Source organism: Herbidospora sp. RD11066 (assembly GCF_054661255.1).
Genome location: NZ_BAAGDO010000002.1, coordinates 339,529 through 358,041, shown reverse-complemented (window position 1 = coordinate 358,041; position 18,513 = coordinate 339,529). Strand labels below are relative to the sequence as shown.

The following is an 18,513-nucleotide window of genomic DNA, read 5'->3' as shown; positions in this document are numbered from 1 at the left end:
TATCGAAGCCGCGCATCCCCCCACGTCACCCGGGTTACCGCGTGGGGGCCAGGGTCTGCTCGTCGTACACCTCGAGCTCGCGCTCCGGCCCGGGGGTGCGGCGGAAGCGCTCCTTGACCCGCTCGACCATCACGTACAGCGTCGGGACGAGCACCAGCGTCAGCAGCGTGGAGGACACCAGGCCGCCGATCACCACGATCGCCAGCGCCTGGGAGATGAACCCGCCCGAGCCGGTCAGGCCGACCGCCATCGGCGTGAGCGCGCCGATCGTGGCCAGCGCCGTCATCAGGATCGGGCGCACGCGGCGGCGGCCGCCCTCCAGGACGGCCTCGACGATGCCCATCCCCTGCTCGCGGTACTGGTTGATCAGGTCGATGAGCACGATCGCGTTCGTCACCACGATGCCGATCAGCATCAGCATGCCGATCAGCGCGGGCACGCCCAGCGCGGTGTCGGTGATCAGCAGCAGGCCGATGGCGCCGGTCGCCGCGAACGGGATCGACACCAGCAGGATCAGCGGCTGGACGAAGCTGGAGAACGTCGCCACCATGATCATGAACACGATCGCGATGGCCAGCACCATCGCCAGCCCCAGGTCGGCGAACGCGTCGGCCTGGTCGGCCGAGGCGCCACCCACGGTCGCGGTGATCCCGGCGGGCAGCTTCAGCGTGTCGAGCTTGGCCTGGACGTCCGTCGTGACGGCGCCCAGGTTGGAGGCGTCGGCGTCACCCGAGACGGTCGCGGTGCGCTCACCGTCGAGACGGCTGATCTGGGTCGGGCCGCCCTCCTTGACGACCTCGGCGACGTCGGTCAGCTTCACCATGCCGGTCGCGGTCGGCAGCTCCAGATCCTGGACCCCGGCCAGGTCCTCAGGGGCGTCGCCGGTGCGCAGGATGATGTCGGCCGAGCGGCCGTCGATGTCGATCGACCCCACCGGGGCGCCGCGGAACGCCTGGGCGACCTGCTGGCCGATCCCGGCCTCGGTCAGGCCCTTCTCGGCCGCCTTCTCGCGGTCGACGTGGACCTCGATCCGCTCGGCGCTGTCCTCCAGGTTGGAGGCGACGTCACGCAGCCCCGGCACCGTGGCCAGCGCCTCGGCGACCGTGGCCGACGCGGTGCGCAGCTGGTCGACGTCGGGGCCCTGCAGCATCACCTGCAGCTGGCTGCCCGACAGCCCTCCCCCGCCACCGCCACCGACGACGACCTCACCCACGCCCGAACCCAGCGCGGTCAGCTTGCCGCGCAGGACGTCCTGCACCGCCGTCGCGTCGACGTCCTCATCCAGGGTGACGGAGAAGGAGGCGCGGTCGGCGCTGCCGCCCGCCCCGCCCATGAACTGGTTGCCGCCGCCGACGGTCACCTGGTAGGAGGCGACACCGGGCTCGGCCGCGATGACCTCCTCGACCTTGCGGGCGGCGGCGTCGGTCACGTCGAGGTTGGTGCCCGCGGGCATCCGCTGGGTGACGTTGATGCTGTCCATGCCGGCCGAGTCGAGGAAGTTGGTCTTCAACCCCCCGGCCAGGCCCATCGTCCCGGCGAAGATCACCAGGCCGATGGCCAGGGTGATCCAGCGGCGCTGGGTCGCGAACCGCAGCACCGGCAGGTAAGCGCGCTGCAGCGGCGACCGCAGCTCCTTCGCCTCCGCCTCCTCGCGGACCCGCAGCGCCTCCTCCGGCGACAGCTTCGGCGCCTTCAGGAACCAGTAGGCCAGCACCGGGATCACCGTCAGCGACACCAGCAGCGAGGCGAGCAGCGCCACCGTCACCGTCACCGCGAACGGCGAGAACAGCTGGCCCACCATGCCGCCGACGAACGCGATCGGCAGGAACACCGCCACCGTCGTCAGCGTGGACGCCGTCACCGCGCCCGCCACCTCACGGACGGAGTTGAGGATCGCCTCCTTCTTCGGCTCGCCGTACCCCAGATGCCTCTTGATGTTCTCCAGCACCACGATCGAGTCGTCGACCACCCGGCCCACCGCGATCGTCATCGCACCCAGCGTCAGGATGTTGAGGGAGTAGTCGCCGACGTACAGCGCGATCAGCGCGATCACCACCGACAGCGGGATCGACACCGCCGTCACCAGCGTCGAGCGGATCGACAGCAGGAAGATCAGAATGATGATCACGGCGAACGTCAGGCCCAGCAGGCCCTCGGTCGTCAGGTCGTGGATCGACCGCTCGACGAACGGCGCCTGGTCGAACACCACCGTCAGCGCCGACCCCGCGCCCAGCGCCGTCGTCAGCTCCGGAATCCGGTCACGGACGGCATGCGAGATCGCCACCGCGTTCCCGTCGGGCTTCATCGTGATCGACACACCCAGGCTCGGCTTGCCGTCGGTCCGCGTCAGCGTCGAAGCCGCCGCGTCGACCACCTCGACATCGGCCACCGACCCCAAAGTCACCGGCTTGGGCGGCGCCGGCGGGCGCACCGCCGCCACCGGACGGCCCGGCACCTGCGGCTGCTGCGCCTGCGGCTGAACGGCCGGGGCGGCGGGCGGGGTCAGGTAGAGATTCTTCAGATCCTCCACCGTCGCGACACGGTCACCGATCTGGACGGTCAGGTTCACCCCGTCCTCGGTCACCGACCCGGCCGGGATCGCCACACCGTTGGCGCGCAGCACCTCGGGGATCGCCGCCGGCGACAGCCCCTTCTTCACCAGCTCCTCGGTGTCGGGCGTGATCGTCACCTGCTTGCCGCGGGCACCGGTGACCTCCGCCTCCCGCACCCCCTCGATCCCCTGCAGCGACGGCAGCGCCGTCTGCTCCAGCCGGTCGAGCAGCGTCGCCTCATCGCCACCCGAGGCCGCCAGCACCACCACCGGGATGTCATCGGTGCTGCCCGCGATCACCTGCGGGTCGACCGTGGAGGGCAGCTGCGCATCGATCCGCGAGATCGCCTGCTGCATCTGGCCGATGGCCTCGTCGATGTCGGTGCCGAACTCGAACGCCACCTGAATCGAGGCCATGCCCTCACGGGACGTCGAGCTGACCTGCGTCACCCCGGCGATACCCTGGAAGCTGCTCTCGATCGGCTTGACGACCTGGTCTTCCACGATGTCGGGCGCCGCACCGGCATACGGCGCCACGACGAACGCCCCCGGGAACTCCAGCGACGGGAACAGCTGCTGCTTCAGCGAGGGGATGGCGAAGGCGCCGAAAGCGCTGGCCACCACCGCAATCATGATCACAAGAGTGCGGTTGGCGAGGCTCAGCCTGGCCAGGAAGGTCATGGCGCGAGGGCTCCTTGACAGATGAGGGCCGGAAGATTAATGCGCCTCACCCTAACACTTCGCCTCGCACGAATATTTAATGTGGCATGGCGTTCCTGATAACCTTCTCAGGTTTGCGACAGCCAGCTGAGGACACCGGTGAACGACGACGAGCGAGCACACCTGATCGACTGGATCGCCGACACACAGCGCGGCCTCGGCCGCCTGTTCGCCCGCGACCGCTCCCTCCCCCTGCTCGCCACCACCCTCACCATGCAGCAACTCAAAGTCATCGTCGCGCTGTCCTTCCACGAATCGGCCTCCGGCCAGGAACTCGCCCGCGAACTCGGCATCGGCCTCGGCACCCTCACCGGCATCGTCGACCGCCTCGTCGCCCACGGCCTCCTCACCCGCCGCGAAGACCCCACCGACCGCCGCGTCCGCCGCCTCACCCTCACCCCCGAAGGCCGCACCCTCACCGACGAGATGCTCGACGCCGGCACCGCCAACTGGCGCCAGCTCCTCACCCGCCTCGACCTCGACACCCTGCGCGACATGCAACGCGTCATGCAACGAATCCGCGACGCCATCGACGAAGAACTGGGATCATCCGACGATAGGCTGTCCGACCATGAGCGATGCGGCGACCACCTACCTCACTGACCTGTTCGGCCTCCACGGCCGCACCGCCCTCATCACCGGCGGCAGCAGCGGCATCGGCCACGCCATCGCCCAGGCCCTCGGCCGCGCCGGCGCCCACATCACCATCGCCGCCCGCCGCCAATACGACCTCGACCAGGCCCTCACCCGCCTCCGAGGCCACGGCGTCACCGCCACCGCCATCAGCGCCGACATGAGCAACCCCGACGACGTCACCCGCCTGTGCGCCACCGTCCCCGACGTCGACATCCTCATCACCAGCGCCGCCAACAACATCCGCCACCCCATGGGCGACCTCACCGAAACCGACTACGACCAGACCATGGCCGTCAACATCACCGCCCCCTACCGCCTCGGCCAGCACCACGCCCCCCGCATGGCCCACCGAGGATGGGGCCGCATCATCAACATCGGCTCCCAGCAAACCCACCGCGCCTTCGGCAACAGCGGCGCCTACGGCGTCAGCAAAGCCGCCATCGGCGGCCTCTCCCGCTCCCAGGCCGAAGCCTGGAGCCGACGCGGCGTCACCGCCAACACCATCATCCCCGGCTTCGTCCTCACCCCCCTCACCCAAGCCGCCCAAGCCATCCCCGGCCGCGTCGAAGCCCTCGCCGCCCGCACCGCCATCGGCCGCAACGGCCACCCAGAAGACTTCGCCGGCATCGCCGTCTACCTCGCCTCCAACGCCGCCGCCTACGTCACCGGCCAGACCATCTGCGTCGACGGCGGCTTCTCCATCAGCTGACCGCCGCCCGGGTTCCGGTGCGGCAGGCAGCTTTCCGCGCCGCTCATGGGTTTTTCTTCTCTTCCGTTACGGCTCCGCCCACCCGGCACCGCCCGCCGTCTCCGGCCCGCGCCGCAGCCGAACGCCAACCGGCCGCGCCTGGCTTCGCCACGTAACGAGGATTCTCCGGCCAACCGACGGTCAGGCGGGTGGCGAGTTCTCCCAGCCAGCCGGCCGGCAGCCCCGGCGCCCTCGACCCGGCGTTCGGCACTGGCGACGCCGTCTTCGGCCTCCGAACGGATGCGGTCGGAGCGCACGGTGGCCGGCTCCACGCGACCCCAGCGAGTCCACCCGGTATCCCCGGCATCGAAACGACGCCACCCGTACCCATCGGCCGCCCGCCGGAGGGGGAAGAACGGGCGGCCGATGGGGCACTAGCGGCGACGGACCACACTCACCCCACGGCCCGGCGCCCAGCTCTCGACCACCAGCATCGCCTCTTCCACCCGCGTGATCACCGCACCCGCGATGTCCACCCGGAACAGATGCGACCCATCCGGATCCGCCCCCACCACCGCCTTCACCACCAGCGGATCGGTCACCTCGACCGCGCGCCCCGACAGCTTCGCCTCACCCGGCCAGGTGCCGGCGCCCTCCACGCCCGGATCGGTCGACGGGCCGTGGATCGCCATCCGCCCGTCACGCAGCAGATCGGCCGCCTTCACCGCCCCCGCCATCGACCCCAGCCACAGCTCCCCCTGCTTGAACTGGGTCTCCGTGCCGCTGATCCGCGGCGAGCCGTCTCGGCGCAGCGTCGCCATCGTCTTGTGCTTACCGCCATCGAACAGCCTCAGAAAGCGTGCTGCGAACTCTGGGGCGTCGTTCTCGAGCTCCTGCCACGTGGCCATGCCCGCCATAGTGCACCCCGCCACCGACAAAATCGGCTCACCCGTCGTTGCGGGGGTTGAAGTGTCCTGTGAGTGTAGTGAAAAGAGCCACCGGCTTTACAAAGTAAGTTAGAAACGGCTTCAGTCGCCGAGCCACCCCGGCAGCAGCCGCGCGATCTCCTCGGGCCGCTCGATCGAGGGCAGGTGCCCGGCCCAGTCGAGCTCCACCAGCTCGGCCGACGCCAGCCCCGCCGCGATCACGCGGGCGCTCTCCCGGAAGTACGGAAGATCGTGCGCCCCCGCCACCACGACGGCCGGCGCCGCGATCGCCGCCAGGTCGAGCGGCAGATGCCCCGCCTCCGGTTCCGGGTCGGCGGCCAGCTGCAGCTCGAACGCGTTGCGCTGCATGTCCGCCACCCAGACCCGCTCCCGCTCCCCCGCCGCGGGCCCGAGCCAGGTGTCGACGTTCAGCCGGACGGCCCCCTCGACGTCCCCCGCCTCGATCAGCGCACCCTCGGCCTCACCGTAGGCCTTCAGCTCCGGCGTGGGCGGCAGGCCCATCCCCGCGCACAGCAGCACCAGCCGCCCGACCAGGTCGGCGCGCGCGGTGGCCAGCTCCAGCGCGATCCGCCCGCCGTGGGAGGCACCCACGACGGCCGCCCCCGACACGCCCAGCGAGTCGAGCACGTCGGCCACGTCAGAGGCGTCGGTGTAGGGCTTGTCCGCCGCCCACGGGCTGCGCCCGAACCCGCGGAAATCCAGTCGCACCACCCGGTGGCGCGCCGTCAGCCCCTCCCACAGCGGATCCCACATCCGCGCGTCGACGACGCTCGAATGCAGCAGTACCACAGGGGCTCCCGCCCCCGCCTCTTCGAACCACACACCCACGATGTCTCCAGACATGATCAAGGGGCGCTCCAGCCCCCGTGGCAGAGCGCCCCCGCTCATGGTCGCGAGCGGGCCGGGGTGGGAGCAAACGATTTAAGGCCAACAAGCCAGCGGCTTTACAAAGTAAGTTTCAGCGGTACATCACGGCCATCTCCCGCACCGACTGCGCCATCATCTCGCGCAGGTCCTCCGGCCCGAGCACCTCGATCAGCGCCCCCAGCCGCAGCAACGTCCACCGCGCGCCGTTGAGCCCCTCGACCGGGATCTCCAGTATCTTCCACCCCGGCCGCTCCGGGTCGGGCACCGCCTCCGCGAGTGCGGGGGCCGTCCGTTCCTCCCCGATCGTGTACGTCAGCAGCCCCTCACCCCCTGGCGCCAGCCGGATCTGTGCCGTCCCCGTGTACAGGCGGGCCGCGAACTCGGCCGAGAACCGCTCCCAGAACGCCGGCAGGTCGAAGTCGGCCGACCGCTCGAACCGCCCCGGCAGCCCGGTCAGCGACAGGATCCGCGACACCCGGTAGGTGCGCATCGACCCGTCACACTCGGCCGCCAGATACCAGGACCCGCCCTTGAGCACGAGCCCGTACGGCTCGACGTCCCGGATCACGTCGGCGGGCCCCCACCGGCGGTAGGTCAGCCGCAGGGGCCGCTGGTCCCACACGGCGGCGGCCACCTCGGCGAGGAAGGGCACGTCCTCGGCCCCGCGATACCAGCCGGGCACGTCCAGGAGGAAGCGTTCGCGCATCCGCGCCGCCTGCGAGCGGGGGCCGGGGGGCAGCGCCGCCAGCAGCTTGAGTTCGGCCGCCGCGGCGACCTCCGCCAGGCCCAGGTCGGCGGCGGGGCCGGGGAGCCCGGCGAGGAAGAGGGAGGAGGCCTCGGCCTCGGTGAGGCCGTTGAGTTTCGTGCGGTAGCCGTCGAGGAGCTGGTAGCCGCCGGCGGGCCCCCGGTCGGCGTAGACGGGCACCCCGGCGGACGACAGCGCGTCCATGTCGCGGTAGACGGTCCGGATCGAGACCTCCAGCTCGGCGGAGAGTTCCGCCGCCGTCATCCGTCCCCGGGTCTGCAGCAGCAGGAGAAGGGAGAGCAACCGGCTGGCACGCATGCGTCCCAGTCTGTCCCATATTGCTCATCGAACATAAGCCATGTTCAAATGAACACATGGAAAGTGCCGACAGGCTCAACGCGATCATGAGCCGGCTCCGGACCGCCGACAGCGTGACGGTCACCGAGCTGGCCGGGCACCACGGTGTGTCCGAGATGACCATCCGCCGCGACCTCGACGAACTCGCCCAGCAGGGCGTCGTGCGGCGGGTGCGGGGCGGCGCGCTCAGCCTGCTGCTGCGCGGCGAGGAGCCGCCCTACGGCGTCCGGGAACGCGAGGCCGTCGAGGCGAAGAAACGCATCGCCCAGGCCGTCGCCGCGTTACTCGCCGACGGCGAGGCGGTCGTCTTCGACGGCGGCTCGACCCTGCTGGAGGTGGCCAGAGCCGTCCACGACCGCAGGCTGACCGTGCTCCCCCTCGCGCTGCGCTGCGCCGACGAACTCGCCACCGCACCCCGGGTGAAGCTCGTCCTGCCGGGCGGCGAGGTGCGGCCGGTCGAGCTCAACTTCGTCGGCCCGCTGACCGAGGCGTCCCTGAGAGCGCTGCGGTTCGACACGGCCGTCATCGGCTGCTGCGGCCTGTCGGCCAAGAACGGTGTCACCGCCCACGACCTGGAGGACGTCGCCGTCAAACAGGCCGCCATCGCCTCCGCCCGCCGGGTCATCGTCGCCTGCGACTCCGGCAAGTTCACCCGCACCGCCTTCGGCGCCGTCTGCTCCTTCACCGGGCTCGACGTCGTCGTCACCGACACCGGCATCCCGCCGGACGAGAAGGACGCCCTCACCGGAGCGGGCGTCACCGTCATCACCGCCTGAGAACAACCGCACGAAACGACGTCTCACGGCGCGAGCGTCGCCCCACCCCGTCCCCACACCGCCTGAAAGCAGGCTCACATGCTGTTGCGCGCCCGTATCGCCGTGTACGGACTGTTCCTCGTCTCCGGTGTCGCCCTCGGCACCTGGACCTCCCGCATCCCCGCCATCAAGGCCGACCTCCATCTCGGCGACGGTGAGCTCAGCCTGGCCCTGCTGGGCATCGCCACCGGCGCCATCGCCGGCATGCAGGCCGTCGGCCGGCTCGTCGACCGCTACGGCTCCCGCCGCGTCATGATCCCCGTCGCGCTGCTCCAGGGTCCGGTGCTGGTGCTGCCCTCGGTCGCGCCGGGGCTGATCGGGCTCGCGGCGGCGCTGCTCGCGTTCGGGGTGGTGCACGGCGTCCTGGACGTCTCCATGAACGCCAACGCCGTCATCGTCGAGCGTCACTACGCCCGCCCGATCATGTCGTCCTTCCACGCCGTCTTCTCCGTCGGCGGTTTCCTCGGCGCCGCCACCGGCGGCCTGTTCGCCCACGTGGGGGCGAGCGTGCCGGTGACGTTCGGGACGGTCGGCGCGGTCATCCTCCTCGTCTCGATCGTCTGCGCCCGCCTGGCGCTGCCCGACGAGCTGGACCTGTCGCGCGCCCCCGCGCAGCAGACGCCCGGCAAGACCGGCAACGCGATGGCCGGGTGGGTGCTGTTCCTGGGCGTGCTGGCCTTCTGCTGCCTGGTCGGCGAGGGGTCGATGGCCGACTGGAGCTCGGTCTACCTGGTGGAGGACCTGCTGACCGACGAGAGCGTGGGCGCCGCCGGATACGCCGCCTTCTCGATCATGATGACCGCCGGGCGGTTCGCCGGCGACTGGCTGGCCGCCAGACTCGGCCCGGTCGTGCTGGTGCGCTGCTGCGGCGCGCTGGCCGGTTCCGGGTTGCTGGTCGCGCTGCTGATCGGCCACCCGGTGGCGGGTGTCATCGGGTTCGGCCTGTTCGGGGCGGGGCTGTCGTGCATCATCCCGCAGGTGTTCTCCGCCGCCGGGCACCGCGACCCGGCCACGAGCGGCCGGGCGCTGGCCCGGGTCGCCAGCCTCGGGTACGCCGGTCTGCTCGCCGGTCCGGTGCTGATCGGCGGCCTGGCCGAGCTCACCGGGCTGCCGTTCGCCTTGGGCGTCCCGGCGGTGATGGCCCTGTTCGTGGCGCTGGCGGCGGGGGCGCTGCGGCCTACATCAGGTCCCAGCCCAGCCGCAGCACCAGCGCCGACACCACTGTCAGCAGAACGACCCTGACGAAGCCGGCGCCCCGCTTGAGCGCCATCCGCGCGCCGAGCTGGGCGCCGGCGATGTTCGCCACGCCCATCGCCAGCCCCAGCGCCCACACCACGTGCCCCTGGAGGGCGAAGACGGTGATGGCGCCGATGTTGGTGCCCATGTTGATGATCTTCGCGGTGGCCGAGGCGTGCACGAAGTCCATGCCGATGATCGAGGTGAACGCGATGATCAGGAAGGTGCCGGTGCCGGGCCCGATCAGCCCGTCGTAGAAGGCGATCAGCCCGCCCGCCACCAGCACCACCGCGACGATCCGGGCGCGGGTCCGCCGACCGAAATCGGCGACCGCGCCGAACGAGGGCCGCAGCGCCACGAACGCCGCCACCCCCACCAGGATCACGATGATCAGCGGCTTGAGGAACGCCGGATCCAGCAGCGCGGCCAGCAGGGCTCCCCCGGCCGCGCTGAGGGTGGCCGCCACCCCGGCCGGGATCGCGATCCGCCGGTCGACCCCGGTGCGGCGGGCGTAGGTGTAGGCGGCGCTGGCCGTACCGAGAACGGAGGCGCTCTTGTTGGTGGCCAGGGCCTCGACCGGGGTGAGCCCGGCCAGCAGCAGCGCGGGCAGTTGCAGCAGCCCGCCGCCGCCGACCACGGCGTCGACCCATCCGGCCGCCATTGCGGCCAGCAGCAAAAGTGCGATTTGTCCCCCGGTCACGGGCGAGAACTATAGCCCCGCGTTCGCGATGATCTCCGCACTGGGCAGCGCCGTCGACTGCGCCGCGGTCAGCCCGGTCGCCGCCAGATGGGCCTCGACGATCCTGCGGCCGACCGGATATCCGGCCATCGGCGGCAGCCCGGCCGGTGTGCCGCCGAACCGCGTAGCGGCCTCGTCGCCCAGGACGTAGGCCGCGAAGTTGTGCATCCCGGTCAGCGACAGGTTCCCCACGATCGTCGTGTACGCCTCCTCGGAGACGGGCCCGGCCCAGTAGCCGGGAGCCCCGCCCAGTTCGGCGACGAAGGCGTCGGCCAGCCCCTCGGAGACGATCTGCTCACCCAGCCGGACCGTGGGCGGGTCCCACACGACGTTGGCGTAACGGACGTTGTGGTGGAACTCGTGCACCGCGCAGCCGACGATCCCGGCGAGGGCCTCCTCCGTCGGCCAGATCGTCAGGTGGATCCAGCCGGGGATGCCGCCCATGCCGAGGTAGCCGTGGCCGGTCTGCATGAAGTAGGCGTCGTCGGGGTTGCCGAGAACGAGCAGCACGTTCACGGTGTCGGCGGCCTTGATGCCCGGCACCGCCGCGACCTGGTGGTCCCAGGCGCGCAGCAGCGCGCTCTCGATGTCCGACGTAACGTCAGGCTCAACGCATGAACACGACCTGCCGGACCGCCTCACCGGTCTTCAGCCGGTCGAACCCCTCGTTGACCTCGTCGAGCGTCAGCCGGTCGGACAGCAGCCGGTCGACGGGCAGCACCCCTGCCTCGTACATGCCGATGAAGCGGGGCACGTCGCGGCGCGGCACGCACGAGCCCAGATAGCTGCCGCGCAGCGTCTTCTCCTCCGCGACCAGCGACAGCGCCGGGATCGTCAGCGCGGCCGACGGCGCGGGCAGCCCGACCGTGACGGTGACGCCGCCCGGCGCGGTGGCCGCATACGCCTGTGCCAGCACCGCCGCCACCCCGGTCGTGTCGACGACCTTCACCGCTCCCCCGCCGGTCAGCTCCCTGACCCGCTCGACGGCGTCCTCTCCCCCGTGGACGACCTGGGAGGCCCCCAGCGAACGCGCCAGTTCACGTTTGCCCGCGACGAGGTCGACCCCGATGAGCGTGGTCACCCCGGCCGCCTTCGCCGCCAGCAGCGCCGACAGCCCGACCCCGCCGAGCCCGAACACCGCCACGCTGTCCCGCGGCCCGACCCCGGCGGCGTGCAGCGCGGCCCCGGCGCCGGTCAGCACCGCACATCCGAACAGCGCCGCCACCTCGAACGGCAGGTGGGCCGGCACCTTCACGGCGGAACGGGCCGACACCACGGCGTACTCGGAGAACGCCGACACCCCCAGATGGTGGAACACCCCGCCGAGCCGGTTGCCGCCGCCGAGCAGGGTCCCCGCCCGGTTGGCCACCGCACCCGGGCCGCACAGCGCGGGCCGCCCTCCCGTGCACGCCGCGCACGAGCCGCAGGCCGGCACGAACGTGAGCACCACGTGGTCACCGGGCGCGAACTCCGGCGACTCCGACGCGGCGACCACCCCGGCCGCCTCGTGCCCGAGCGCCATCGGCAGCGGACGGGGGCGCGAGCCGTCGATCACCGACAGATCGGAATGGCACAGCCCGGCGGCCTCGATCCTGACCAGCAGTTCCCCGCTGCCCGGCGGGTCGAGCGTCAGCTCCCGGACGTCGAGGGGCCTGCTCAGGGCGTACGGAAATGATCTCCCCGACTCCACGAGCACGGCCGAACGGACCTTCACGCGATCACCAGCCTCTCCATCGCCGCCCGCATCCCCCCGGCGATCGGGGCGGGGCGGCGGGTGACCCGATCGACGAACACGTGGGTGAACTCCCCCTCCGCCAGCAGCCGTTCTCCTTCGAACAGGCCCAGTTCGTACCGGACCGAGGTGTTTCCGAGTTTCCCGATCCGCAGCCCGACGCGGATCACCGACGGGTACGCCGCCTCGGCCTTGTAGGAGCAGCGCGACTCGACGCACAGTCCGATCGCGACGCTGGTCAGCGGCGCGAAGCCCGCTTCGGAGATCAGCCAGCGGTTGATCACCGAGTCCATGAGTTCGTAGTGGACGACGTTGTTGAGGTGGCCGTAGACGTCGTTGTCCCGCCAGCGGGTCGGCATCTCGTCCCAGTGGGCGTAGCGCATTCAGAGCCCCAGGTCCCGGCCGATGATCTCGCGCATGATCTCGTTCGAACCGGCCCAGATGCGGGTCACCCGCGCGTCGGCCCAGGCTCGCGCCACCCGGTATTCGCGCATGTAGCCGTATCCGCCGAACAGCTGGACGCACGCGTCGAGGACCCGGCCCTGCACCTCCGACGACCACAGTTTCGCCTTGGCCGCCTCGACCGGGGTGAGTTCCCCGATCGCGTGGGCGGCGACGCACTGGTCGACGTAGGCGCGGGTCACCTCCAGCTCGGTGACCAGGTCGGCGAGGGTGAACTTGTTGTACTGGAACGACCCGACCGGCTGCCCGAACGCCCGCCGCTCCTTCACGTAGGCGAGGGTCTCGCGCAGGGCCGAGGCGGCGTGGGCGAGGTTGGCGACGGCGGCGCCGAGCCGTTCCTGCGGCAGCCGCTCCATCATCGCGACGAACCCGCCGTCGACCCGCCCGATCACGTTCCCGGCGGGGATCCGCAGGTCGCGGAAGAACAGTTCGGCGGTGTCGGTCTCGTGCTGGCCCATCTTGTCGAGCCTGCGGCCGCGCTCGAAACCGGGCATTCCGGCCTCGACGCCGAACAGCGTGATGCCCTTCTTGCCGGGGCTGGTGCGGGCCGCGACGATCACCAGCCCGGCCTGGTGGCCGTTGGTGATGAAGGTCTTGGAGCCGTTGAGCACCCAGTGGTCCCCATCGGGTACGGCGCTCGTGGTCAGGGCCGCCAGGTCGGAGCCGCCGCCGGGTTCGGTCATCCCGATCGCGGTGACCAGGTCGCCGGAGCAGAAGCCCGGTAGCCAGCGTTTCTTCTGCTCCTCGGTGGTCAGGTCGACCAGGTAGGGGGCGACGATGTCGAAGTGGATGCCGAACCCGGAGGCCAGCGCCATGCCGTGGGCGGCCAGCTCCTCGTGCAGCACCGCGTTGAACCGGTAGTCACCGGCCGCCGAGCCGCCGTACTCCTCGGGGATCTCCAGCCCGAGAAGTCCCTGGCGTCCGGCGGCGCGCCACACGTCGGGCCCGATGACCTCCTGTTCGGTGACCTCGCGGGTGACGAACTCCCGGACCGACTCGCGGAACGCCTCGTGATCGGCTGCGTAGATCGTCCGCCGCATGGCCACCTCCTGGTAAGCGATCGCTTAGCAGGGTAGCGCCCGCACCATCCGCAGGGCCAGATGGGCGTAGAGCGCGCCGACGTCTTCGGGGGTGTCGGTGCCGCCGGGGCGGTACCAGCGGGAGACGTCGACGCACATCGACACGATCGCGCGGGTGGTACCGGCGACGTCGGCCACCTCGAAGGCGCCCGAGGCGACCCCGGCGGCCACCTCGTCGCGGAACAAGGCGTCGACCCGGCGGCGCTCCTCGCGGACCCGCGCCCAGTCCTCGGGGGCGAGGGCGCCGAGCTCGTTCTGGACGACCCGGCATCCGCGCTGGTGGGCGGCGTGGAAGCGGGCCAGTGCGTAGACGAGGGCGCGGGTTCTCGCGACAGGGCCCTCCGCCTGTTCAGCGGCGCCGCTCACCACCCGGTAGGCCGCCTCGTGGACGATCAGCACGATCCGGGTCAGCAGTTCGGCCTTGGAGGGGAAGTGGACGTACATCGCCCCCGGGCTCAGCGCGGCCGCCGTGGCGATGTCCCGCGTCGAGGCGCCGCCGAAACCGCGCTCGGCGAACAGGTCGACCGCGCCCGCGACCAGGCGGCGCGCGGCCGGGGGTTCGACCGTGTCCCAGAGTTCCATGACGAGCAGACTACTAAGCGTTTGCTCAGATCGCGTCGCCGGGATCCTCCGACCCACCCGGCATCGGCGTCGGCGAGGGGCCGCCCTCGCTCTGGCCCGGAGACGGCGAGGGCTGGGTCGGCTCCGACTGCTCGGGCACCGGCGGCGGGGTCGGCACGAACATCGTCGGCGGCAGCGGCTGCGCCGGTTCGGCGTCACCGTCACCGCGGAACAGGAACATCCACACCATGACCATGAGCAGCAGCACCAGCACGGCCAGCGCCGCCGAGGCCAGCGCGACCTGACGGGGCGTCGCCGTGGGCGGCGGAGCCGGAGGGGGCGGCGCGGGCAGGGCCGGGTTGCGGTCGCCGAGCCAGTAGGGCACGAAGTCGGGGCCGAGGCGGTCGCCGATCAGCATCCCGGACACCATGACCGGTTCGAGGAACTTCTCCGCCCCCGGACCGCCCGGCAGATAGGGCGTGGCGGCCCACGGGGCCTCGCCGCCGTCCCAGGCCACCACATAGGGGGTGGCGGGGTTCGCCAGGCGTACACGGGAGAGAAGACCCCGCACGCCGGTGCGGGCGGCCTCGGCCTCCCTGATCCCCGTGACGAACCGGTCGCGGGCCGCGGCGTCGAGCGCGGCGCCCCTCGTCAGCACGACCACGGAGACGGCCCGGCCGTCGGGCGCCTGCCCCAGGTAGACCAGTCCGGCGGGGGCCGACTGCAGGCGCGCCTGCAACACGAACGGACCCAGTCGCGGCGGGTCGCCATACTGGAGAGGAGTGGCCACACCCCATCAAAACACACAGGGTGTTTCCGGCGATCGCAACGGGCAGGGTGAGACCATGGTCTTTCCCGCCAAGTCACGATTGAATAACACGCATGATGGTTGCTGATGAAGGGCCGGGGACGTCCGTCGTCCCGGCGAAGATGACCGCAGGTGGCGGCGCCTCCACCGATGCCGACATGGGCGCGCTGCGCGACGCCCTGGCGGAGGTCCGGCGGGTCATCGTGGGGCAGGACCACATGGTCGAGCGGCTCCTGGTCGCGCTGCTGGCGCGCGGGCACTGCCTGCTGGAGGGCGTCCCGGGCGTGGCCAAGACGCTGGCCGCCTCGACGCTGGCCACGGTGGTGGGCGGCACGTTCGCGCGCATCCAGTTCACCCCCGACCTGGTCCCCAGCGACATCGTCGGCACCCGCGTCTACCACCCCGGCACCGAGCGCTTCGACGTCGAGCTCGGCCCGGTGTTCGTGAACTTCCTGCTGGCCGACGAGATCAACCGCGCCCCGGCGAAGGTGCAGTCGGCGCTGCTGGAGGTCATGGCCGAGCGCCAGGTCTCGCTCGCCGGCGTGACGCATCCGCTGCCGCGCCCGTTCATCGTGCTGGCCACCCAGAACCCGATCGAGTCGGAGGGCGTCTACCCGCTGCCCGAGGTGCAGCGCGACCGGTTCCTGTTCAAGGTCCGCGTCGAGCATCCCAGCGCCCACGAGGAGCTGGAGATCCTGCACCGCATGAGCGTGACCCCGCCGACGCCCGACCCGGTCCTCGACGCGCCGCGCCTGCTCGCGTTGCAGAAGTCGGCCGAGGCCGTGTCGGTCCACCAGCTCGTCGCCGACTACGTCGTGCGCCTGGTGATGGCCACCCGGGCGCCCGGCGACTACGGGCTGCGCGACCTGGAGGAGACCATCGAGATCGGGGTCAGCCCCCGCGCCACCCTGGGCCTGGTCTCGGCCGGGCGGGCGCTGGCGCTGCTGCGCGGGCGCGACTACCTGCTGCCCGACGACATCCGCGACGTCGCCGTCGACGTGATGTCCCACCGGCTGATGCTCACCTTCGACGCGCTGGCCGACGGGATCGAGCCCGAAGACGTCGTCAAGCAGATCCTGCACTCCGTGCCGCCGCCCCTCGTGGTCTGGAATCAGGGCCAGCGATGAAGGGCGCCGACTCCGCGCTGCGCAAACTGGAGCTGACCGTCGTGCGCAAGCTCGACGGTCTCCTCCAGGGCGGGCACCTGGGCCTGCTCCCGGGGCCCGGCAGCGAGTTCGGCGACACCCGCGTGTACGTCCCCGGCGAGGACGACACGCGGCGGATGGACTGGAACGTCACCGCCCGCACCACCGTCCCGCACGTGCGGGACCTGATCTCCGACCGCGAGCTGGAGACGTGGGCGCTGGTCGACCTGACCGCGAGCATGGACTTCGGCACCGCCGACATGGACAAGCGCACCCTGGTCATCCACGCCGTGGGCGCGCTCGGCTTCCTGTCCAGCCGCGTCGGCGACCGGTTCGGCGCCTACGTGCTGCACGGCGAGGAGGTGCACCGCTATCCGGCCAGGCCCGGCCGGGCCAACCTGTTCGGGCTGCTCCAGTCGCTCACCGACGCGCCGCGCTCGCAGGGGACCAGCAGCCTGGGCGGCGCCGTCGAGATGCTCGCCGCCGCCCACCGGCGCCGCGGCATGCGCGTGGTGGTCTCCGACTTCCTCGACGACCCCGGCGACTGGGAACGGCCGATCCGCAGGCTGGCCGCCCGCCAGCAGGTGCTGGCCATCGAGGTGATCGACCCGCGGGAGCTGGAGCTGCCCGACGTCGGCCAGATCACCCTGCTCGACCCCGAGACCGGCCGCTACCGCGACATCCACCTGACCCGCCGCATCCGCGAGCGCTACGCGGAGGCCGCCGCCGAACAGCGGGAGAACAACCGGTCGGCGCTGCGCCGGGCCGGCGCCGCCCACCTCGTCCTGCGCACCGACCGCGACTGGATGACCGACATCGCCCAGTTCGTACTCCGGCAGCGCCGAACCGCCCATTTGATGGCCCGGAGGGCCCGCGCATGATCTTCCTGTCCCCCGCGTGGCTCTGGCTGTTCGCCGCGCTGGTCGCACTGGCCGTCTTCTACGTGGTCATGCAGTACATCCGGCGCCGCTACGCGGTCCGCTTCACCAACCTGGCGCTGCTGTCACTGGTCGCGCCCGAACGGCCCGGCTGGCGCCGCCATCTGACGGCGGGCCTGTTCCTGGCCATGATGAGCCTGCTGGTGCTGGGCGCCGCCCGCCCCGCCGACGAGGTGCGGGTGCCGCGCGACCGCGCCACCATCATGATCGCCGTCGACATCTCGCTGTCGATGGAGGCCGCCGACGTCGCCCCCACCCGGATGGTCGCCGCGCGTCAGGCCGCCGAGCGGTTCGTCCAGGACCTGCCCGAGCGCTTCAACGTCGGCGTGGTGTCCTTCGCCCGCTCGGCCGCCGTCGCGATCCCGCCGACGACCGACCACGCCGCGGTGATCAACACGATCCGCAACCTCACGACCCGCCCGGGTACGGCGATCGGCGAGGCGGTCTTCAACTCCCTCGACGCGATCCGCTCCTTCGACCAGCAGGCCGTCACCGACCCCCCGCCCGCCGCGATCGTCCTGCTCTCCGACGGCGACAACACCTCGGGCCGATCGGTGAACGAGGCCGTCGAGGCGGCGGCCGGGGGCAAGGTTCCCGTCTCCACCATCGCCTACGGCACACCCGAGGGGACCGTCGCGATCGACGGGCGGAGCGTGCAGGTGCCGGTGAACAAGCAGACCCTCCAGTCACTCGCCGACGGGACCAACGGGCGCGCCTACACCGCCGAGTCGGGCGACGAACTGCGGGACGTGTACGCCCAGATCGGGACCAGCCTGGGTTACCGGGTCGTGCACCAGGAGATCACCCAGCGGTTCATCATCGCGGCCGTGCTGGCGGGGATGCTGGTGGCGGGCTCGGCCCTCGTGCTGGGCACGCGCATCCCCTGACGTTTCACGCGTCGCGGCCCGTCGTGATCGTTTGGAGGGCCTGGACGAGGTCCTGGGCCGTGGGGGCGCTGTCGGGGTCGACCAGCCACTGGGTCGCCAGCCCGGCCAGTAGCGCCTGGTAGAACGCGCCGACGGCCAGCGCCTGCTTCTCGTCGGCGGCAGGGTCGAGGTTCTCGAACAGCGCCGCCAGGCCCAGCCGGGCCTGGCGGTTGGCGTTGGCGAAGGCCTCGCGTACCTCAGGCAGGCGGTCCATCTGGGCGATGAGCTCGAACTGGATGGCCCACAGGGGCCGGAGCCTGACGTAGGACGCGATGATCTGCGTCCAGATCGCCTCGAAGCGCTGCAACGGGGTCGCGCCGGGCGGCGCCTCGGTCGTGAGGGCCTGCTCGATCTCCTTGCCCCAGTCGTCCATCGCCTCGATGAGGGCCTCGTTCAGCAGCGCCTTCGTCGATCGGAAGTGGTAGCCGATCGCGGCCAGGCTGGTGCCCGCCGCCTCGGCGATGTTGCGGGACGTGGTGCCCGCGTAGCCCTTCTCCATCAGGCACCGCTTCGCGCCGGCGAGCAGATCTTCACGATTTCCCATGCTCACCAGCGTATCGG

At 71.4% G+C, this 18,513-nt stretch carries 19 protein-coding genes; 7 read left to right on the top strand and 12 right to left on the bottom strand.

Annotation, left to right across the window (positions count from 1 at the left end; genetic code table 11):
• Positions 1–34: 34 nt before the first annotated feature.
• On the bottom strand, positions 35–3,232 hold the full coding sequence (locus tag ACYQ78_RS08140; RefSeq protein ID WP_459800108.1) for an efflux RND transporter permease subunit: 3,198 nt from the start codon (positions 3,230–3,232) through the stop codon (positions 35–37).
• A gap of 138 nt (positions 3,233–3,370) precedes the next feature.
• Here ACYQ78_RS08140 and ACYQ78_RS08135 point away from each other — a divergent pair, with 138 nt between their 5' ends.
• On the top strand, positions 3,371–3,874 hold the full coding sequence (locus ACYQ78_RS08135; protein WP_459800107.1) for a MarR family winged helix-turn-helix transcriptional regulator: 504 nt from the start codon (positions 3,371–3,373) through the stop codon (positions 3,872–3,874).
• Positions 3,843–4,616: an SDR family NAD(P)-dependent oxidoreductase gene (locus tag ACYQ78_RS08130; protein WP_459800106.1), complete on the top strand. Its 774-nt coding sequence runs from the start codon at positions 3,843–3,845 to the stop codon at positions 4,614–4,616. The genes ACYQ78_RS08135 and ACYQ78_RS08130 overlap by 32 nt, the downstream gene beginning before the upstream one ends.
• Before the next feature lie 413 nt (positions 4,617–5,029).
• On the opposite strand, the gene ACYQ78_RS08125 is transcribed toward ACYQ78_RS08130, so the two are convergent.
• The 3 genes from ACYQ78_RS08125 to ACYQ78_RS08115 all read right to left on the bottom strand — a co-directional run bounded on the left by ACYQ78_RS08125 (position 5,030) and on the right by ACYQ78_RS08115 (position 7,472).
• Positions 5,030–5,503: a pyridoxamine 5'-phosphate oxidase family protein gene (locus ACYQ78_RS08125; protein WP_459800105.1), complete on the bottom strand. Its 474-nt coding sequence runs from the start codon at positions 5,501–5,503 to the stop codon at positions 5,030–5,032.
• 120 nt (positions 5,504–5,623) lie between these two features.
• Positions 5,624–6,331, bottom strand: coding sequence for an alpha/beta fold hydrolase (locus ACYQ78_RS08120; protein ID WP_459800104.1), 708 nt, complete (start codon positions 6,329–6,331; stop codon positions 5,624–5,626).
• 169 nt (positions 6,332–6,500) lie between these two features.
• Positions 6,501–7,472 carry a helix-turn-helix transcriptional regulator gene (locus ACYQ78_RS08115; protein WP_459800103.1) on the bottom strand — a complete coding sequence of 324 codons (972 nt, stop codon included), beginning with the start codon at positions 7,470–7,472 and terminating at the stop codon, positions 6,501–6,503.
• A gap of 56 nt (positions 7,473–7,528) precedes the next feature.
• Between ACYQ78_RS08115 and ACYQ78_RS08110 the strand changes: the two genes are divergently transcribed.
• Positions 7,529–8,287: a DeoR/GlpR family DNA-binding transcription regulator gene (locus ACYQ78_RS08110; RefSeq protein ID WP_459800102.1), complete on the top strand. Its 759-nt coding sequence runs from the start codon at positions 7,529–7,531 to the stop codon at positions 8,285–8,287.
• A 78-nt stretch (positions 8,288–8,365) separates the two neighbouring features.
• Positions 8,366–9,568 (top strand): MFS transporter, encoded by a 1,203-nt coding sequence (locus tag ACYQ78_RS08105; RefSeq protein ID WP_459800101.1) that lies wholly within the window; start codon positions 8,366–8,368, stop codon positions 9,566–9,568.
• On the opposite strand, the gene ACYQ78_RS08100 is transcribed toward ACYQ78_RS08105, so the two are convergent.
• From ACYQ78_RS08100 to ACYQ78_RS08070, 7 genes are all read right to left on the bottom strand, one after another.
• Entirely contained in the window at positions 9,504–10,223 is a 720-nt protein-coding gene (locus ACYQ78_RS08100) for a TSUP family transporter (protein WP_459800745.1), read from the bottom strand. The two genes, ACYQ78_RS08105 and ACYQ78_RS08100, sit on opposite strands and share 65 nt — an antisense overlap.
• A 48-nt stretch (positions 10,224–10,271) precedes the next feature.
• Positions 10,272–10,844 carry a DUF2268 domain-containing putative Zn-dependent protease gene (locus ACYQ78_RS08095; protein WP_459800100.1) on the bottom strand — a complete coding sequence of 191 codons (573 nt, stop codon included), beginning with the start codon at positions 10,842–10,844 and terminating at the stop codon, positions 10,272–10,274.
• Between the two features lie 64 nt (positions 10,845–10,908).
• On the bottom strand, positions 10,909–12,015 hold the full coding sequence (locus ACYQ78_RS08090) for a zinc-binding dehydrogenase (protein WP_459800099.1): 1,107 nt from the start codon (positions 12,013–12,015) through the stop codon (positions 10,909–10,911).
• Positions 12,012–12,416, bottom strand: coding sequence for an acyl-CoA thioesterase (locus tag ACYQ78_RS08085; protein WP_459800098.1), 405 nt, complete (start codon positions 12,414–12,416; stop codon positions 12,012–12,014). The genes ACYQ78_RS08090 and ACYQ78_RS08085 overlap by 4 nt, the downstream gene beginning before the upstream one ends.
• Positions 12,417–13,535 carry an acyl-CoA dehydrogenase family protein gene (locus ACYQ78_RS08080; protein ID WP_459800097.1) on the bottom strand — a complete coding sequence of 373 codons (1,119 nt, stop codon included), beginning with the start codon at positions 13,533–13,535 and terminating at the stop codon, positions 12,417–12,419.
• A gap of 24 nt (positions 13,536–13,559) precedes the next feature.
• On the bottom strand, positions 13,560–14,156 hold the full coding sequence (locus tag ACYQ78_RS08075) for a TetR/AcrR family transcriptional regulator (RefSeq protein WP_459800096.1): 597 nt from the start codon (positions 14,154–14,156) through the stop codon (positions 13,560–13,562).
• Positions 14,157–14,181: 25 nt separating this feature from the next.
• Complete coding sequence (locus ACYQ78_RS08070; protein ID WP_459800095.1) at positions 14,182–14,877, bottom strand: hypothetical protein; 696 nt, start codon at positions 14,875–14,877, stop codon at positions 14,182–14,184.
• A gap of 188 nt (positions 14,878–15,065) precedes the next feature.
• Here ACYQ78_RS08070 and ACYQ78_RS08065 point away from each other — a divergent pair, with 188 nt between their 5' ends.
• From ACYQ78_RS08065 to ACYQ78_RS08055, 3 genes are read left to right on the top strand one after another with little or no spacing between them, the layout of a single operon-like run.
• Complete coding sequence (locus tag ACYQ78_RS08065) at positions 15,066–16,070, top strand: AAA family ATPase (RefSeq protein WP_459800744.1); 1,005 nt, start codon at positions 15,066–15,068, stop codon at positions 16,068–16,070.
• Entirely contained in the window at positions 16,067–16,969 is a 903-nt protein-coding gene (locus tag ACYQ78_RS08060) for a DUF58 domain-containing protein (protein ID WP_459800094.1), read from the top strand. Before ACYQ78_RS08065 ends, ACYQ78_RS08060 begins: the two co-directional genes overlap by 4 nt.
• Entirely contained in the window at positions 16,966–17,913 is a 948-nt protein-coding gene (locus ACYQ78_RS08055; RefSeq protein ID WP_459800093.1) for a VWA domain-containing protein, read from the top strand. Before ACYQ78_RS08060 ends, ACYQ78_RS08055 begins: the two co-directional genes overlap by 4 nt.
• Positions 17,914–17,917: 4 nt before the next feature.
• Here ACYQ78_RS08055 and ACYQ78_RS08050 read toward each other — a convergent pair whose 3' ends face one another.
• The gene (locus tag ACYQ78_RS08050; RefSeq protein WP_459800092.1) at positions 17,918–18,496 is read right to left on the bottom strand and encodes a TetR/AcrR family transcriptional regulator; all 579 of its coding nucleotides are present in this window, start codon (positions 18,494–18,496) and stop codon (positions 17,918–17,920) included.
• Positions 18,497–18,513: the final 17 nt, after the last annotated feature.

Bases quoted from the DNA above. Each gene is read 5' to 3' on its own strand.
- ACYQ78_RS08065 (WP_459800744.1), top strand. From the start codon at position 15,066: ATGACCGCAGGTGGCGGCGCCTCCACCGATGCCGACATGGGCGCGCTG.
- ACYQ78_RS08125 (WP_459800105.1), bottom strand. From the start codon at position 5,503: ATGGCCACGTGGCAGGAGCTCGAGAACGACGCCCCAGAGTTCGCAGCA.
- ACYQ78_RS08100 (WP_459800745.1), bottom strand. From the start codon at position 10,223: ATGGCGGCCGGATGGGTCGACGCCGTGGTCGGCGGCGGCGGGCTGCTG.
- ACYQ78_RS08085 (WP_459800098.1), bottom strand. From the start codon at position 12,416: ATGCGCTACGCCCACTGGGACGAGATGCCGACCCGCTGGCGGGACAAC.
- ACYQ78_RS08105 (WP_459800101.1), top strand. From the start codon at position 8,366: ATGCTGTTGCGCGCCCGTATCGCCGTGTACGGACTGTTCCTCGTCTCC.
- ACYQ78_RS08110 (WP_459800102.1), top strand. From the start codon at position 7,529: ATGGAAAGTGCCGACAGGCTCAACGCGATCATGAGCCGGCTCCGGACC.
- ACYQ78_RS08075 (WP_459800096.1), bottom strand. From the start codon at position 14,156: ATGGAACTCTGGGACACGGTCGAACCCCCGGCCGCGCGCCGCCTGGTC.
- ACYQ78_RS08060 (WP_459800094.1), top strand. From the start codon at position 16,067: ATGAAGGGCGCCGACTCCGCGCTGCGCAAACTGGAGCTGACCGTCGTG.
- ACYQ78_RS08055 (WP_459800093.1), top strand. From the start codon at position 16,966: ATGATCTTCCTGTCCCCCGCGTGGCTCTGGCTGTTCGCCGCGCTGGTC.
- ACYQ78_RS08050 (WP_459800092.1), bottom strand. From the start codon at position 18,496: ATGGGAAATCGTGAAGATCTGCTCGCCGGCGCGAAGCGGTGCCTGATG.
- ACYQ78_RS08140 (WP_459800108.1), bottom strand. From the start codon at position 3,232: ATGACCTTCCTGGCCAGGCTGAGCCTCGCCAACCGCACTCTTGTGATC.
- ACYQ78_RS08115 (WP_459800103.1), bottom strand. From the start codon at position 7,472: ATGCGTGCCAGCCGGTTGCTCTCCCTTCTCCTGCTGCTGCAGACCCGG.
- ACYQ78_RS08130 (WP_459800106.1), top strand. From the start codon at position 3,843: ATGAGCGATGCGGCGACCACCTACCTCACTGACCTGTTCGGCCTCCAC.
- ACYQ78_RS08080 (WP_459800097.1), bottom strand. From the start codon at position 13,535: ATGCGGCGGACGATCTACGCAGCCGATCACGAGGCGTTCCGCGAGTCG.